Source organism: Promicromonospora sp. AC04, assembly GCF_003058225.1.
Taxonomy (GTDB): domain Bacteria; phylum Actinomycetota; class Actinomycetes; order Actinomycetales; family Cellulomonadaceae; genus Promicromonospora.
In genome coordinates, this window is the sequence record NZ_QBUG01000008.1 from 229,820 (window position 1) to 246,245 (window position 16,426).

14 protein-coding genes are annotated in these 16,426 nt (G+C 71.6%); 2 read left to right on the forward strand and 12 right to left on the reverse strand.

Going from position 1 to position 16,426, the window contains the following annotated elements; all coding sequences use genetic code 11:
• The 4 genes from C8K30_RS21095 to C8K30_RS21110 form a co-directional block, all read right to left on the reverse strand.
• Window positions 1–819, reverse strand: a complete 819-nt coding sequence (locus tag C8K30_RS21095) for an FHA domain-containing protein (RefSeq protein ID WP_108494864.1) — start codon at window positions 817–819, stop codon at window positions 1–3.
• A 157-nt stretch (window positions 820–976) separates the two neighbouring features.
• The gene (locus C8K30_RS21100) at window positions 977–3,307 is read right to left on the reverse strand and encodes a glycoside hydrolase family 9 protein (protein WP_108494865.1); all 2,331 of its coding nucleotides are present in this window, start codon (window positions 3,305–3,307) and stop codon (window positions 977–979) included.
• A 70-nt stretch (window positions 3,308–3,377) separates the two neighbouring features.
• Window positions 3,378–4,388 carry a hydroxyacid dehydrogenase gene (locus tag C8K30_RS21105; protein WP_108494866.1) on the reverse strand — a complete coding sequence of 337 codons (1,011 nt, stop codon included), beginning with the start codon at window positions 4,386–4,388 and terminating at the stop codon, window positions 3,378–3,380.
• 80 nt (window positions 4,389–4,468) lie between these two features.
• Complete coding sequence (locus C8K30_RS21110; RefSeq protein WP_108494867.1) at window positions 4,469–5,569, reverse strand: LacI family DNA-binding transcriptional regulator; 1,101 nt, start codon at window positions 5,567–5,569, stop codon at window positions 4,469–4,471.
• Window positions 5,570–5,738: 169 nt separating this feature from the next.
• Between C8K30_RS21110 and C8K30_RS21115 the strand changes: the two genes are divergently transcribed.
• Window positions 5,739–7,943, forward strand: coding sequence for a DUF2264 domain-containing protein (locus tag C8K30_RS21115; protein WP_108494868.1), 2,205 nt, complete (start codon window positions 5,739–5,741; stop codon window positions 7,941–7,943).
• Here the strand turns inward: C8K30_RS21115 and C8K30_RS21120 are convergent.
• The 3 genes from C8K30_RS21120 to C8K30_RS21130 form a co-directional block, all read right to left on the reverse strand.
• Window positions 7,933–8,859, reverse strand: a complete 927-nt coding sequence (locus C8K30_RS21120; RefSeq protein WP_108494869.1) for a carbohydrate ABC transporter permease — start codon at window positions 8,857–8,859, stop codon at window positions 7,933–7,935. The two genes, C8K30_RS21115 and C8K30_RS21120, sit on opposite strands and share 11 nt — an antisense overlap.
• Complete coding sequence (locus C8K30_RS21125) at window positions 8,856–9,938, reverse strand: carbohydrate ABC transporter permease (protein ID WP_108494870.1); 1,083 nt, start codon at window positions 9,936–9,938, stop codon at window positions 8,856–8,858. Before C8K30_RS21125 ends, C8K30_RS21120 begins: the two co-directional genes overlap by 4 nt.
• Window positions 9,939–10,028: 90 nt before the next feature.
• Window positions 10,029–11,360, reverse strand: coding sequence for an ABC transporter substrate-binding protein (locus tag C8K30_RS21130; RefSeq protein ID WP_108494871.1), 1,332 nt, complete (start codon window positions 11,358–11,360; stop codon window positions 10,029–10,031).
• A gap of 250 nt (window positions 11,361–11,610) precedes the next feature.
• On the opposite strand from C8K30_RS21130, the gene C8K30_RS21135 reads away from it, so the two are divergent.
• Complete coding sequence (locus C8K30_RS21135; RefSeq protein ID WP_108494872.1) at window positions 11,611–12,042, forward strand: nuclear transport factor 2 family protein; 432 nt, start codon at window positions 11,611–11,613, stop codon at window positions 12,040–12,042.
• Window positions 12,043–12,076: 34 nt separating this feature from the next.
• Here C8K30_RS21135 and C8K30_RS21140 read toward each other — a convergent pair whose 3' ends face one another.
• From C8K30_RS21140 to C8K30_RS21160, 5 genes are all read right to left on the reverse strand, one after another.
• The gene (locus C8K30_RS21140; RefSeq protein ID WP_108494873.1) at window positions 12,077–12,421 is read right to left on the reverse strand and encodes a DUF202 domain-containing protein; all 345 of its coding nucleotides are present in this window, start codon (window positions 12,419–12,421) and stop codon (window positions 12,077–12,079) included.
• Complete coding sequence (locus C8K30_RS21145) at window positions 12,418–12,789, reverse strand: YidH family protein (RefSeq protein WP_108494874.1); 372 nt, start codon at window positions 12,787–12,789, stop codon at window positions 12,418–12,420. The genes C8K30_RS21140 and C8K30_RS21145 overlap by 4 nt, the downstream gene beginning before the upstream one ends.
• A 346-nt stretch (window positions 12,790–13,135) precedes the next feature.
• On the reverse strand, window positions 13,136–13,663 hold the full coding sequence (locus C8K30_RS21150) for a hypothetical protein (protein ID WP_108494875.1): 528 nt from the start codon (window positions 13,661–13,663) through the stop codon (window positions 13,136–13,138).
• Window positions 13,664–14,025: 362 nt separating this feature from the next.
• Window positions 14,026–15,003: a WxL protein peptidoglycan domain-containing protein gene (locus C8K30_RS21155; RefSeq protein ID WP_233257329.1), complete on the reverse strand. Its 978-nt coding sequence runs from the start codon at window positions 15,001–15,003 to the stop codon at window positions 14,026–14,028.
• A gap of 163 nt (window positions 15,004–15,166) precedes the next feature.
• Window positions 15,167–16,405: an HtaA domain-containing protein gene (locus tag C8K30_RS21160; protein ID WP_108494876.1), complete on the reverse strand. Its 1,239-nt coding sequence runs from the start codon at window positions 16,403–16,405 to the stop codon at window positions 15,167–15,169.
• Between the last annotated feature and the right edge of the window lie 21 nt (window positions 16,406–16,426).

A 16,426-nucleotide genomic window follows, 5' to 3' on the forward strand; every position in this document is an offset into this window, starting at 1 on the left:
TCAGTCGAGGATCGCCAGGTCCGGCGGGACGAGGGTCCGCGAGGCGAGCAGCTCCATGATGAGGTTGTGCTTCAGGCGGCTCCCGCCGCGCTGGCCGACCTCGTCCTGGAGCAGCCCGGGGACACCGTTCTTCGCGAGGCGTTTGCGCACCCTGTCCACGGTGTGCCCGACGACGGGTACGGTCCAGCCGCCCGTGGGGTCGATCTCGTCCAGGAGGTTCGCGACCGCCTCCCTGGACCAGGGCTCGGGGTGGTCCTCGTGCAGGAGGTACGGCTGGGCCGTCGCGATCAGGGCGAGCTTCTCCCGGCGGTCCAGCAGCCACTGGTGCCCTTCGAACGTGGGGGCGCCGTGCGCGGACACCGGCCCCTGTCCCGTGCCGTCGGACACGTAGATCTCCACCAGGTGGCTGCGGTTCCCGGCGGTCCGGATGAACACGGGCGTGTACCCGGGAGCGAGCGGGTACGGGTCGCTCTCCGTGAAGAGCTGCTGCGTCCCGGGGAGCTGGAGGTTGCGGCGCCCGATGTTCCGCAGCCACCAGGCGCCGTCGTGGAACGTCACCGTCCCGTGCTTGCGGCTGACGTTCTGGTCGTCGCCGCCCACGCACACCTGCACCTCGGGCTTGTTGCGGCCGAAGGTGACCTTCCGGTCGGGGCGCGGCCGGAGCCGGACACCCCCGGAGAGGCTCCGCGCGTACAGGGTTCCCGGGACGTGGTCGGGGACCCCGTGGGCGAGGCTGCCCTGGGTCACCAGCAACGGCTCCACACCGTCCAGCCCTGAACCGTCCAGCTGTGAACCGTCCAGCTGTGAGATGTCGGTCATGTCAAACCTCCTACGACTCCTACGACGTCGGACCACCCGAAGGCTCGCACGGCTCGTCGGGAGGGGTCCCGAGCAACCGGTCCCATGATGTCGCAGTCGCCCGCCACGGGGAGGGGGCGCGGGAGATGGTGCGGTTGGTCCCCGTGGCGGGCGGGTCTCAGACCGCGGCGAGGTGCGCCTTGCCCTTCGTCCCCCTCGTGGTCCGGGCCACGGACCCGTCACCGAGGTCCGCGGCGAAGGAGGCGACCCAGGCCAGCGACGAGTTCCAGTTGATGGTGATCTCGTTGACGGCCCACGCGCGGATGTCGTCGACGTAGCACCACTGGGGCAGGCACCCCTCGAGCCACGACCCGGACACCGGGTCCTGGATGCTCGAGTTCGGTCCCCCGGAGACCGTGCCGCGGGGCGGGTTGGGCAGCGCCGGGTCGAGGCTGTGGGCGTACCACCGGCTGTGCTGGTCGTGCGCGTTCACCGTGCCGTATCCCGTGACGTAGGACATGCCCAGCACGTTGCGGCCCAGGAGATAGTCGAGCCCTTCGAGCACCGAGCGCGCGTAGCCGGCGTCACCGGTGATGTCGAACGCGGTGGCGATGACCACCTGGTTGTTGAGCATCGAGCTGTTCGACCCCCACGCGTACCGGCCGCCGGCCGGTGTGTAGGTCTGCCCGAACGCCTCGCCGTCCTGGAGCGCGACGAGCCGGTCCGCACCCGCGACCACGGAGTCGCGCACGGCCTCGCGGTCGGGCAGGTCCGACGGCACGGTGGCCAGGTCCATCCGGCCCAGCGCCGCGACCGAGCCCCAGTAGAAGCCGTCCGGGGAGAAGACCTGAGCCTCGTGCAGGGGGCTGGCGGTCACATCGTTCTCGTAGCCGGAGTCGCCCGTGGTGAGGTAGAGCTCAGCGGCGGCCCAGTAGAACTCGTCCTGGACGTCGGCGTCGTTGTACGGGCCACCGCCGGCCGCCCCGTCCTCGCGCGGTGCGAACAGGTCGGGGTGGGCCTGCGCGGCGTCGTACGCGGTAGTCGCCGCCCGGAGCAGCTCGTCCGAGAACGACGGGTCGAGGGTCCGCCACAGCCGCGCGCCGGTCGCCGCGACCGCCGCGAGGTTGAGCGTCGCGGCCGTCGACGGGCGGTGGAGGGCGCGCGCCTTCGGGTCGGCGGAGGGGAGCAGGGGCAGCCCGGTCCACGCGACGTCGTGCACCTTGTGGTGCGCCATGCCCGCGAGGGGCTCGCCGTCGGGCACCTGCATCTTGAGCATGAGCTCCAGGTTCCAGCGGGCCTCGTCGAGGATGTCGGGCACGTCGTTGCCGCGCTCGGGGACGCGCAGGGTGGAGTCGCCCAGGGCACCGTCGTCGACGACGTCGGCGTACAGCGTGCGCTCGTAGGCGGACAGGAGCTGGTGGGTGGCGATCCCGCCGTTGACCACGTACTTGCCGTGGTCACCCGCGTCGTACCAGCCGCCCGTGACGTCGAGCGTGTAGTCGCAGGTCCAGTTGTCCATCCACTCCTTGGGCTCCTGGCACGGGACCGCCGTGTCGCCCTGGTTGGGCAGCACGCCGACGTGACCCGCGGGGCGCGCGTACTCGGCCCCGGCGATCGCGCCGTCGATCGCGATGCCCGACCGGTTCGTATAGAAGAAGGTCATCGCGTCCGCCCGCAGGCCCTGGTAGACGTCGGCGGCGATGTCGAACGGGTGGCTCGACTCGGTACCCACCGTAAGGTGCGCGTCCCGCGCCGACCGGGTGTACGACGTGAAGTCGATGGTGTGCACCGCCGCACCCGACGAGGGATCGGTACCACGCGGCGTCGTCGTGCCGCTGGTCAGGACCGACCCGGTGCCGGACACCAGGCTCCACGGCTGGGCCGTGGTCGCGTCCGTGACCACTGTCGCCTCCTTCGGGCCGCGGGGCAGGTAGCCGGTCTGGTTGACCTTGATCGCCGGTCCCGTGTCGGGGACGTAGTCGAAGGGCGGGCCGACGAGGCTGATGTCGTCCAGGCACAGGCCGTACGCGCCCTGTCCGCCGAGCTGGAACGCGACCTGGTTGGAGACGGGCAGGTCCCCCTCCGGGGTGGTGAAGGTGTAGGTGGTGGTGACCTCCGTCGTGCCGACGGCGAGGCTCCTGGACAGGTACGGCGTGCCGGCCGTCGAGTCCGTCGGCTGCACGATGGGCTTGATCGTGACCGCACGGTCCGCCCGGGCGGTGAACGTGAGCGTGTACTGCGACCCCGACCGCAGCGCGAGGTCGTTCTGCCCGACGATCGCACCCCACGGGTCGGCGACGTCGGGCACGGTCACGCAGAGCTCGTCGGTCGACACGTCCGGCGTCATCCCGGCGTTCGTCCACCACGGCTTGCTCTCCGCGTCGAACGTGCCGTTGACCAGGATCTCTTCTTCGGGATCCTGAAGGGCGGCACCGGCGGCGGGCAGGGTCGCCACCGTCAGTGCGGCGGCGAGGAGCGGCGCGACGATGCGCCGTGCTGTTCGGACCACGTTGTCCTTCTTCCTGTCGTCTCTCCGATGGATCCGCCGGCGCCCGGGACGAGCGCCGGCGGCTTCGAGCTCAGGCCGTGATGGCCAGGTTCTCCGGGTGCACCGGCGTGCGGAACGTTCCGGTGCGGACCCAGGACTCGACCTCGTCCGCTGCCGCGTCCCCGAGGCGCCGCAGCTCTCCGCCCACCGACCCCGCGATGTGCGGCGTCAGGACGACCTCCGGGTGGTAGTACAGCGGGGAGTCCGGGGGCAGGATCTCCGGCTCGGTCACGTCCAGGACGGCGCGTACCCGGCCGGACACGACCGCGTCGGTGAGCGCCGCCGTGTCGACGAGCCCGCCCCGTGCCGTGTTCACCAGCACGGCCTTCGGCCGCATGAGCGCCAGCCGGCGCGCGTCGGCCAGGTGCCGGGTCTCCGGCAGGTCGGGAGCATGGAGGGTCACGACGTCGCTGGCCCGGAAGAGCTCGTCCAGGCCGACCAGGCGCGCGCCGAGAGCCCGCGCCGCGGCGTCGTCGACGTGCGGGTCGGAGACCAGGAGGTCGAGGTCGAAGGCGGCCAGGTGGCTCAGGACGCGACGACCGATCCGGGACGCGCCGACGACGCCGACCGTGCGCCGGTAGTTGCCGGCCTGGGGGAACCGGGTGCTCCAGTCCGCGCCGGCGCGCTCGCGGCGATAGGCCGCGCGCATCGCCCCCGCCTGCTTGTTCGCCAGCAGGATCTGCGCGACGGTGTACTCGGCCACCGGGACGGCATTGGCATCCGCGGCCGAGCTGACCGCGATCCCCGCGTCCCAGAACGTGTCGGGCAGGTGGTTCTTCACCGTGCCGGCGGCGTGGACGACGGCCTGGAGCCGGCCGGCGCTCAGCACGCCCGGTTCGAGCACCGGGCAGCCCCACCCCGTGATCAGGACGTCGGTGGCCCGCAGCTGCTCGCGTGCGGCGGGAACCGTGAGGTCATGGATGACCTCGGTGTGCACGCTGCCGAGCGCCGCCAGCCTCCGCAGCGCCGCGTCGTCGAAGAGGCGCGGCCTGAGGTGGGGTTGCATGGCGAAGGAGATCGTCCACGGGATTGGTCGCGACATGGGCTTCCTCGTCGTCCGGGTTTGTCCGGACGATCATGGCCCGATGGTGCGAGCGGGTCGTCCTCGCCGGGGACAAACGATCAAGAGCGATCGTCCGGCGGGCCGGTTGCGGACCTCGCCGTGGCGGGCGGGACGGTCGAACGCCGCGGGACGAGGCGTGGCACGAGCCGGACCCGCTGCGTGGCGGTGCGCTTCCCGGTCATCATCCGGTGCGCGGCGACGGACACCGCGAGGCGGCCCACGTCGTACTTGGGCGGCGCGACGGCGGTGAGCGGGACGGAGCCGAGAGCCGCCAGGACGTCGTCGTACGCGACGATCGAGAGGTCCTCCGGCACTCGCAGCCCGCGCTCGAGAGCGAGGCCGAGCAGCGCGACGGCGTCGTCGTCGGAGTGGACGAGGACCGCGGTGGTGCCGGTGGCCGAGCACTCGTCGAGGAGCGACTCGAGCGCGGAGTTCCGCTGCGACAGGTCGTTCTCCTCCGCCACGAAGCGCACCGGCGGGATGGCGGCGCGGAGCCCGGGCCGCGCACCCAGCGCACTCTCGAACCCGTCGAGCAGCCGGGCCGACGTCGGCGTCGTGGCCCGCACCGCCAGCGCCACCCGCTCGTGGCCCTGTTGCGCGAGGTGATCGAGCGCGACTCCCACACCGGCCTCGTGATCGGACCGTACGTAGTCGATCGCCTGGGTGTCGCACTGCCGCTCGACGAGCACCACCGGCTTGTCCATGGAGTCGAACCAGGCGGGCAGCCGCGTGTCCGTCGGCCGCGCCGTGACGATGAGGAGCGCGTCCACGCGTGCGCGCCGCAGCCGTTCGACGATCCGGGTCTCCTCGGACTCGTCGTAGTACGACGTCGCCAGGACCAGCCGGACACCGGATTCACGGGCGCCCTGCCGGGCACCGGCGAGGATCTCCTGGAAGTAGCCGTAACCGGAGGGGACTACCAGCCCGACGACGCCGAGGCGGTTGCCGTCGTCCGCCTCGGTGGGGATGAGGACCCCACCCCCGTGGACCCGCCGGAGCCTGCCCTGACCCGCGAGGGCGGCGACGTCGCGGCGCGCGGTGACCAGCGAGACGCCGAACCGGTCGGCGATCTCCTGGACGCGCACCGAGCCGCGCAGGCCGAGCTCGGTGAGGATCGCCGCGCGCCGGCGTGCGACGAGCTCTCGCTCACGTGCGCTCATGGGAGGCCCCTCTGGTGACGGCCAGGTCCCGGCCGAGCGGGTCCCGGCTGCTCTGGTTCCGGCTGCTCTGGTTCCGGCCACGGTGCCGGACGCCGGCTGCGCCGGGAGCAGCGATCATAATCGATCGCGCAGGTGGACGGTTCGAGGCCCGCGGCACGACGATCCGTACATGACCACGAAGCTCCCGCCCGCATGGGACGAGTCCGACCCGCCCCGGACGACCCGGCCGAATGCCGGGCCCACCGGGGAGTCCGACCCTTCCCGGACGACCCGGCCGAATGCCGGGCCGACCGCCTGGCCGCCCCGCTGGGGTGCCGCCCCGGTGAGCGACCTCGACACGAGCCCGCTCACGGGGTTGACGAGGGACCACTGGATCGCGGCGGCGGACGGCCTGCTCCGCTCGGCCGCGCGGCAGGCGAGCGCGAGCGGTGCCCGGATCACCCCGGACGGCCGCCCGTCGTGGAACGGACCGGACTCCGACGCGCTCGAAGGGTACGCGCGCACGTTCCTGCTGCTGGGGTGGCGGCTGTCGGGGACGGGCGGCGTCGACCCGGAGTCCGATCCCGAGTCCGATCCCGAGGTCGATCCCGAGCTCGTCGCCGCCTACACCTCCGGCCTCGTCGCCGGCACGGACGCGCGGCACCCCGACGCCTGGCCCCGGATCTCGCCGGACTGCATCCAGGCCCTCGTCGAGGCCGCGTCCGTGGCGCTGGCGCTGCACCAGACCCGGCCCTGGATCTGGGACCGGCTCCTGCCCGAGCAGCGCGACGTCGTCGTCGGCTGGCTGCTCGGTGCCTTCACCATGGAGGTGCCGGACAACAACTGGCACTGGTTCCGGGTGGTCGTGGCCACGTTCGTCGCGACGACGGGTTACCCGCTGAGCGCCGACCAGCACGAGGTGGTCGACGCCGACCTCGCCCGGATCGAGGAGTTCTACGTCGGCGACGGGTGGTACCGCGACGGGGCGGGGGAGGGCGACCGGTTCGACCACTACGCGGGCTGGGCCATGCACTTCTACCCCGTCCTGTGGCACCGGATGTGCGAGTCCCTCGACGCGACGTCGCCGATCGCCCGGCGCTCGGTCGCGATGCGCGAGACGCACCGGGCGCGGCTCGTGGACTTCCTGGCGGACTATCAGCACCTGGTCGGGGCGGACGGCGCCCCGCTCTTCCTCGGCCGGTCGCTCACCTACCGGTGGGCCGCCGCCACGGCGCCGCTCGCGGCCGTCGTCGACGGGGCGTCGTCGTGGTCGCCGGGACTCACCCGGCACCTCGCGAGCGCGATGCTGCGCTACTTCCTCGACCGCGGCGCGATCGGGTCGGAGGGCCTGCCGAGCCTCGGCTGGTTCGGCCCCTACCCGCCGATGATCCAGGGATACTCCGCGCCCTCGTCCCCGTTCTGGCTGTCGAAGGCGTTCGTCTGCCTCCTGATCGACGCCGAGGACCCGTTCTGGACGGCCGTCGAAGAACCGCTGCCCGCGGCCATGGAGAACCGGGTCCGGACGATGCCTCGGCCGGGCCTGGTCGTGTCGTCGACGGCCGACGACGGCATCGTGCGGGTGGCGAACCACGGCACGGACAACCACCGTCCCGGGGTGCCGGACGATCCGCTGTACTCCCGGCTGGCGTACTCCACCGCGACGGCCCCGGTCCTGGGGCCGGTGGCCCCCGTCGTGCCGGACAACCACGTCGGACTCGTCTCCGGGGGCCGGATATCGCGCCGCGGGCGCATCCACCGCACCGTGCCCGGCGACGGCAGGGTCGGGGACGGCTTCGCCGGTTCGTGGCACGTGCCGACCTGGGTCGACGACGGTGTGGTGGTCGAGGCCACCGGCGCGCGCATCGAGACGGTCAGTGTGCTGGAGGGACCGTGGGAGCTGCGCATCCACCGGGTCGAGGCCGACGAGGGTTCTGCCGTGCTGGACAGCGGCTGGGCGGTGGCCGACGACGTCCCGCCCCGGGTCGAGCGAGTGGGACGTCAGATTCGTGTCATAGGCCGAGGGGGCCTGGTGAGCGTGCTCATGCCGGTCCTCGGCCAGGCTGACGAGCCCTCCGCCGAGCCCTCCGCCGAGCCTGTCGTCGAGCCCTCCGCCGAGCCCGTCGTCGAGGACGCGGCTGGCGGGAGCCCGCTGGGCCCGTTCGTGCGGGTCCCGTCCGTCACGACTCCGCGGCGGCCCGGTGCGGTGAGCGTGCATGCCGTCCTCGTCGGCCTGGCGGGGTCGCCGTCCGGCCTGGTGCTCGACCGGGACCCGGAGGTCGTGGTGGAGGAGGCCGGGGGCGCGCACCTGGTCCGCGTGACGATGCCGTCCGGGTCGCAGCGGCTGCTCGTGCTGGATTCCGGACGGCATGGTCACGTACCGCCGGTCAGCCCTTGACGGCGCCCTGCATGATGCCGGCGACGAGCTGGCGCCCGGCGAAGGCGAAGACGAGCAGGAGCGGGAGGGTGACGAGGAAGACCCCGGCCATGATCAGGGAGTAGTCGTCGTGGTAGCCGGCGGTGAGGTTCTGGACCGCGATGGGCAGTGTCGGGTTCTGTGATCCCAGGACGATCGAGGGCCAGAAGAAGCTCGTCCACTGCCCGACGAAGACGAACAGGCCCAGCATGGACGCGGCGGGCAGCGCCGCGGGCAGCGCGATGCTCCAGAAGGTGCGGATCATGGACGCGCCGTCCACACGGGCGGCCTCGATGAGCTCGTACGGCAGCGCCGAGTCGAGGTACTGCGTCATCCAGAACACGCCGAACGCCGAGACCAGGTGGGGCACGATCACTGCCTCGATCTTCCCGACCCAGGACAGCTCGGACATCAGGATGTACAGCGGGATGACGCCCAGCTGGGTGGGTACCGCCATGGTCGCGACGACAAAGACCAGCAGCGCGTTCCGCCCGGGGAACCGCAGCTTGGCGAACGAGAACCCGGCCAGCGTGGAGCTCAGCACCGTGGCGAGGGACACCACCACGGCGATGATCAGGGAGTTGGCCAGCGCGAGCCAGAAGTTGACCTGGCTGGAGGACATGACGTCGGCGAACCCCGCGAAGACGCTCGCGTCCGGCCAGAGCTGTGGCAGCGCCCGCTGCGAGATCGACACCTGGTCCGACGAGCCGAGCAGCAGCGTGTAGTACAGCGGGAACGCCGAGACCACGAGCGCGACCGCCAGGATCGTGTAGGTCACCCACCCGGGCCGGCGCACCGCCGAGACGGTGCCGTTCCGGCCCAGACGTGCCCGCTTGCGGGCGGCGGCCCGCGCGGCCCCTCTGCCGACGGTCTGCGCGGCGGCGGCGACGGATGTCATGAGTCCCTCCGGACCGTTGTCGTGCTGGCTGTCGTGTCCGCGTTGCCCGCGGCGCGTGCCTCGGCCAGCAGCCGACGGGTCACGGAGCGTCGCACCCGCGGCGTGCGGGTGGCGGACGACGCGATCCGCCGGCTGAGCAGGAAGTTGCCGAACCCGATCAGCAGGATCAGCACGAACAGCACCCACGCCACCGCGGCCGCCCGGCCGAGGTCGCGCTGGTTCCCCCACGCGACGTCGTACAGGTACAGCACGGTGGTCATCCACTGCCGGTCCGCGCCGCCCAGGCCACCGGCGTCGAACAGGCGCGCCTCGTCGAAGATCTGCAGGCCGCCGATGCTCGCGGTGAGCACCACGAAGATCACCGTGGACCGGATCTGCGGGACCGTCACCGAGAAGAACTGCCGCCACGGGCCCGCCCCGTCGATCGTCGCGGCCTCGTACAGGTCACGCGGCACCGCCTGCATGGCGGCCAGGAAGATCAGGGCGTTGTAGCCCGTCCACCGGTAGTTCACCATCGCCGCGACCGCTACGTGACTGGCGAACCGGTCCCGGTGCCAGCCGATCTGGTCGAGGCCGAACGTCCCCAGGATGTCGTTGATCAGGCCGTACTGGTCGGCGAACAACCGGCCGAAGATCAGCGACACCGCGATCGGCGCCACGACGTACGGCACCAGGACACCCATCCGCCAGAACGTGGCGTTGCGGATGTTCTGGTCCAGCAGCGCCGCCAGGGTGATCGCGATGACGATCTGCGGCACCGCGGAGAGCAGGAAGATCGACAGCGTGTTGACCAGGGACTTCCAGAATGTCTCCTGGCCGAGCACGTCGGCGTAGTTCTGCATGCCGACGTACGTCCCCTGCCCGCCCAGCAGGTTCCAGTCGTAGACCGACACCACCGCCGTATAGGCCAGCGGAAACAGACCGGTCAGCGCGAACAGCACGAAGAACGGCGAGACGTAGAGGTAGGGCGAGACCTTGACGTCCCAACGGCCCAACGCCTGGGAGAATCCCAGCCGGCGCGGTGCGCGCTGCGGAGCATCCGGCGTCGGCGCCGACTGCGTGGTGGTGAGTGCGGCCATTTCAAGCTTCCTGATCAACTGCGCGAGACGGGGGCGGGTTACCTCCTGGAGGCCGAGCTCCTGGAGGCTGGGTTTCTAGAGGCCAAGCTTCTAGAGGCCGAGGTCGTCGAAGGCCGTGAGCGTCTTCTCCCACGAGGTGCCGGGGTCCTCGTCCGTCGTCTCGACGCGCTCGATGCCCTGCTGCACCGTCTGGTGGATCGCGAAGTAGTTCGGCCCCTTGAACGGGTTCCCCTCGATCGCCTGCGCGCGGTTCGAGAAGATCTGACCCACCGGGGCGTCGTTCATGAACTCGTTGACGAACGACTGCACCTGCTCCGACTCCTGCGCCTCGATCTGCGACGGGAAGTTCCCGGAGGTCTCGAACGCCGCGGTCTGCTGCTCGGGCGCGGTCAGCCACGCCGCCAGCTCCTTGGCGGCCTCGATGTGCGCGCCCGAGGCGGGCACGGTCAGGAAGGAGCCGCCCCAGTTGCCGCCCCCGCCGGGAAACACGTCGGCGATGTTCCAGCCCGTGACCCCGCCCGAGTTGGACTCGATCGAGCCGGTCATCCACGCGGGGCACAGCATCGTGGCGAAGGCATCGTTCTGGAAACCGGAGGCCCAGTCCTCGCCCCACTGCACCAGGCCCGCCGACAGCCCGGCGTCGTGCTGCTCCACTATCGTGTCGTACAGGTCCTTGATCTCCGCGTTCTCGGCCAGCGGCTTGGGCGTGCCGTCGCTCTCCTCGTACGCGTTCTCGACCTGGTTCACCAGACCCTGGTAGGTGGCGACGCCCGAGTCGTACCAGGCGGTGTCGGAGCCCTTCACGAAGTCCGCGCCCGCGGCGAAGTAGTCCTCCCACGTCGCGTCCTCACCGCCGAGCAGCTCCGCGACCTCGTCCGGCTCGGACGGGAGGCCCGCCTCCTCGAACAGGTCCTGGCGGTAGCAGATCGCCTCGGGCCCGATGTCGGTGCCGTAGCCGATGAGCTTGCCGTCGGGCGTCGTGGCCTGCTCCACCTTCCAGTCCATCCAGCGCCCGTCGAGCTCGGGGTCGGTCATGTCGGTGAACAGGTCCGGGTACTGGGCCAGCTCGCTGATCCAGTCCACCTCGATCGCCTCGACGTCGGCCAGGCCCTCGCCGCCGGCGGCGAGCTTCGTGGTCAGGTTGGTCCGCGCGTCCGCGGCGGACGCGGCGTCGATCAGCTCCACGGTGACGTCCGGGTGCTCCTCGGTGTACTGCGCCAGGAGCTCGTCGGAGTACCCGAAGTCGTTGAAGGTCGCGACGGTCAGGGTGATGGGACCGTCCTCGGCGGCCCCGCCGCCGTCGGACCCGCCGCCGTCGGACCCGCCGCAGGCGGTCAGCGCGAGGACGACGGCGGCCGCGCCGGCGGTCGTCTGGAGGGTGCGCGCGGCGGCGCGCCTGGTGGGTCGAGTGCTGCTTCGCACAGTGACTCCCTTGTCTTGTTCGAAGGTCTTGTTCGAAGGTCTAGCCCGAAGAGCCGTGTGGAACGGCAACCTGTCGGTGGGGCGCTCCGGACGAATGGACGGAGCGGGCTCCCTTGCCTTCCGCAGATGCTCATTCCGGCGGCCGGGGGCGTCAACCAGCGAACGGGGCGTCGTGGGTTCGCGACGGCTCGGAGCCGCCAGTTCCTGCGGTTCCCACGCCGTCGAGACTTGGGGCGCGAGGTGATCGGTATTGATCGAGATCGCCGTCGCGGCGTCGTCGCCCGCGCGGCCCGCGACCCATAGAGTCGGCCAGATGACAGTGCTGGTGGACTACATCGATGCCTGGGTGGCAGGGGACGTCGAGCGCATCGCCGCAACGGTGGCCGAGGACTGCGTCATCACGGAGTGCTACGGACCGGTCTACCGCGGGCGGGACTGGGTTCGCCGCTGGGCGGAGGACTGGTTCGGCGCGGGCGGCGTCGTGCACCGCTGGGACGTCACGGACCACATCGTCACCGCCGACCGCGAGGTCGCCGAGTGGACGTTCGAGTGCACGTGGGAAGGCACCCGGAGCACCTTCGACGGCGCCACCATCGCCAGCACCCGAGACGGTCTCGTCCTGACGCTGCGCGAGTACCAGACCACTGCACCGCTCTACGACTGGCGCGGCTCCTGGCGCTGACCGGGGACCTCTGCAGCGCGTGCGCTACGCGCAGTCAGGACCACACGTGCATGCCGACGACGACGGCGAGGCCGCCGAGGCCGAGCACCACCACCGCGCCGCCCGCGAGCGCGAGCAGCCCGGCGCCAGGGTTCGCCGACCCGGGGCCTCGGGCCGGGACAGGCACGCGCCTGGCGTGCCGGCGCCGGGACGCCAGCCACAGGAACCCGGCCAGCACCAGCCCGACCCCGCCCGGCAGGATCCAGACCGCGCTGCCGAAGAGCGCGGGCAGCAGCCGGGCGCCCACCAGGGAGGCGGCCGCGAGGGACAGTGCCGTGCGGCGCCACGCGAGCTCGGTGCGCTCGACCTGGAGGCCGGCCTTCGGGGCGGTGTCGGTCATCGGAGCAGGATGCCCAGCAGCACCAGCACGCCGACCACCGCGACGACGATCGTCAGCGCCACCCCCACGATCGTCGACGGCAGCGGCGACCCGCTGCGCAGCGCGCGCTCTACCCGCATCCACCCGGACCAGGCGAGCAGGGGCACGACCGTCCCGGCCACGATGAGCACAATCGACGCCGCGAGCCGCAGGCCAGGATGCAGGTCCAGCCCGAGCGCCTCGAGCGCCACCCCGCCCGCGACGAGCGCGAGGGCGGTCCGGATCCAGGCGAGAAAGGTCCGCTCGTTGGCGAGTGTGAACCGCGCGTCGGGCTCCCCGCCGACGCCGAAGACCGACCCGGGGAACCGACGGTCGTCGGGCCGGCTCATCGAGTGGCCACAGGGGGCTGTTCCCCGGATCGCGCCCTGGATTCCGCCTTGGATTCCGCCCTGGAGCGCGGGCTGCCGTCATCCGTGGAGGGCTCCTGCTCCGTCAGTCGCTCCTTGAGCCGTTCCATCTGTCGTCCTTCTGCCGTCACTCTCGCCGTAAGTTCCGTGGTCCGATCATGCCCTGGATCTGCTGCGGTCCGCGTCTGGCAGGGTCCGGCAGTGTCCGCGGGCGTGGACGACCCACGTGCCGATGGGTGCGCCGGGGTCTCGGACCCCGGCGCACCCATCGGCACGCTCATCTCATCCGAGGCGCCGGCTCCAGCGCCTCGACCAACGGCTTGTGGCGTCAGCCGTCGTTGTTCTTCCAGCCGCTCCAGTCGGAGCAGTTGTCCGGGAGGGACGGAACGTTGCGGCACGTCTTGATGCGGACCTGGCTCTGGACGCCGCCCAGGGCGTTCTCGTTGCCGGTCTCGTACATGTTCTTGTTGCACGCGCCCCAGTGGCCCGACCCGCCGTAGTACTCGCACCGGCCGTGGCGGTAGAGGTGCCAGGTGCCGTTGGTGTCGCTCAGCCGGTTCTCCCAGAGGACGTAGGGGGAGTAGCCGTCAGCGCTGGTGTCCTTGACGTAGAGGATGTCGCCGTACTCCTTGAAGGCCCCCTGCGCGCCGGTCGTCGAGGTCCAGAAGTAGCTGCCCGACGGCGTGGCGCTGTCGGCCGCTGTGTCGTTCTCGAAGGCGTTCACGAGCGGCGTCACCGCCGCCGGTGCGGCAGCGGCGTCCGGGGATGCCACGGCGGGTGCAGCGGCGGCACCCAGGGTCAGGGCGAGGCCGATCGCGACGGCGACCAATCCGGCCTTCTTCTTGTAAATGTGCATTTGAAATCAGCTCCCGAGTATTGAACGTATGATGCGAGTCGGCCAGGCAAGATGGTGCTCTTCGACCAACTAGGTGGAACGCTATGGGGCAGATATTCAGCACCGCACGCAAAGTTTGCCTGGTAGAAGCCGAGAAAGCGGGCCTGAACTGGGCGTTTGCATCCTGGTGCAATTCAGCCTTTGCATCCAGGTGCAATGAGGTTTGGGCTCCGTATGCGGCTATCGGGCTCCTGCCGGCAAACTGTGGCCGCAACATGCCTGCTCAGCTCGGGAACTGTGCACGATGTCTTGAGACAGAACTGTGCACGATGTCCCGAGACTTAACAGGCATTCCGAGTTGCCGATGATCTGACATTTGCCGATCACTCGCGCTTGCCTTGCCTTGTCCGGACCAGCGGGATCACCACCGCTGCCGCCACGGCCAGCATCACCAGGCCGAGCAGGGCCCACGGCACCGCCCAGCCGCTCGCGGCGTCGTGCGCCGAGGTCACGCCGCCCCCACCGATGCCGACCACGAGGCCGTCCACCCGGACCGTCGCCTCGGCTCGCACGAGCGGGCGGACGCCGGACACCTGGACCACGCGGTCCACCGCGGAACCGGGCAGGATCTCCGCCAGCTCGGCCGACACTGTCGTCGTGCCGCCCGGCCCGGCCGCGCCACCTGGCCCGGTCACCGTCACGGTCTCCGTGGGGACTACCCGCGCGGTGCCCGTGTTGGTCAGGCGGTAGCGGACCGTCGAGGTGACCGTCCCGAACGGGTTCGAGGACGCATCGGTGGTCACGACGAGGCCGGTGATGCTCAGCCCGGGCGCGAGCGCCCCCGCGACGCGGACGTGCATCCGCAGGGCGAGGCGGCGGTCCACGGTCAGCGCGGAGTCGCCGACCCGCTGGGTGAGGGCGGTGACGACGCCGCCCGAGTGGTCGCCGGGGGCGGCGTCGGCGGGCACGCGCAGCGTGAACGGGACCTCAGCGGACTCGCCGGGTTCGAGGTCGAGCGCGCGCTGCTTGAAGGAGAGCCAGGTGCCGAGCCCGGTCGCCGGTTCGTCGGCGGTCAGCAGGTCGATGTGGCCGCCCGGCGTGGTGAACGCGTCGGTGCCGTACACGGTGAGCTGCAGGGGAGCGGCGGACCGGTTCGTCACCACCACGGCGTCGGCGATGCGGTCACCGGGTTCGACGGTGTAGGCGTAGTTGGCCCGGCCGTCGACCTGCTGGTTGTCCTGCTGGTTGTCCCGCGGATTGTCGGCCGGTGTCACCGACCACGAGATCCCGTCGGGCGCGGCTGTCGCGCTTGTCGCGGACGCGCTTGTCGCAGACACGGTATCGGCGGGCGTCGTAGACACGGCATCAGCGGACAGGGCGGACGCGGCGGCGGGTCCAGCGAGCGGCAGCGTGCTGAACAGGGCCGTGCAGAGGACGGCCGCACAACGGTGAGCGAGCACCGCTGCCGCGGCGCGCCCGGAGGCGCGTCGCGGCAGCGGACGAGAGCGGTGGGCCACGGAAGCGTCAGCCCACCGCGGTGAGCGTGAGCACGCTCGTGTAGTCGCCGGCCGGGGTGTCCAGCGGGATGCGCAGGTCGAGGGCGGCGTCCGCCGTCACCGAGCCCGCGGCGTGCCCCGCCGGGGCGGACACCAGGGTGGCGCCCGCGGTCAGGCCGGATCCCGTGCTCGGCCGCACCAGAGGCCCTGCGACCGCACCGCCGGTGTTCTCCGTGACCGACGGCGACCAGCCCAGGCTGCTGCCCGGGAAGGAGGCCGAGCCGCCGGACGCGAAGAAGTCCGTGGCCGTGCCGTTGATGCTCCAGGCGGGGCCGCCGGCGCGGGTGTCGCTGACGGTCACCTGCTTGAGGTCGCCCGCGGCGGTCAGTGCGTCCGCGCCCGCCTCGGCGGTGCCGAGGCTCACGGCCCCGGCGCCGCCGACGACGGTCCACGTGAACGCGCCCGGCTCGGGGTCGCCGTCGTCCTCGGGGACGGTGACCTCGAGGTCGATCTCGTCCGCGGAGCCGCCCGCGGGCGTGGTCGTCTGCGCGCTCACGGTGAAGTTGTCGAGCGCCGCCCCCTCGGCGAGGAAGCCCTGGAGCGCAGCGGCGCCCTCGGCCGTGAGGGTCACGCCGGTCCCGGTGACCGTCACGGCGTCGGCGGAGACGTCAACCGTCGTCGTCGCGACCTCGCCGAGCACCACGTCGTCGCCGCCGTAGGTGCCGGGCTCGTAGCCCAGGTTGTTCTCCGGGATGACGACGGCGAGGTCGCCCACGAGGGAACCCACGCCGTCGTCGACCACCACGCCGACGTCCTTGACCGTCACCGTGAAGGCGTGCGACGGGAAGTGGTAGACGGCGCCGCCCGTGCTGTCGACCGTCAGGTTGTCGGCGTCCGTGACCGTCCCGCCCGAGACGGGCAGCAGGTACGGGAGGGTCTCGTTCGGCGGGGTGGTGTCCAGGTTGGCGGCGGGCGTGCCGGCCTCGTCGAACTGGCCGGGCGCCACGAGCGTGATCCGCTCGCCGATCGGGACTGCCCCGATCGGCGGCAGGGCCGCCGTCTGGCGCCCCACGTAGTTGCGGAAGCTCTCGCGGAACCCCCAGGCCAGGTCACCGCTGTCCGCGGTGACCTCGTCCGCCTCGGCGGCGCTGGCCGTGGTGGTCAGTGCGACGAACGGTGCGGCGGTCAGCGCCGTGCCCAGCCCGATGGCGAGTAGCGCGTGCCCGGCGCGGTGCCGGGAGCGGCCCGCCGTTCTGCTGCGTGTCATGGGATGTTGCCTCTCTCTGGG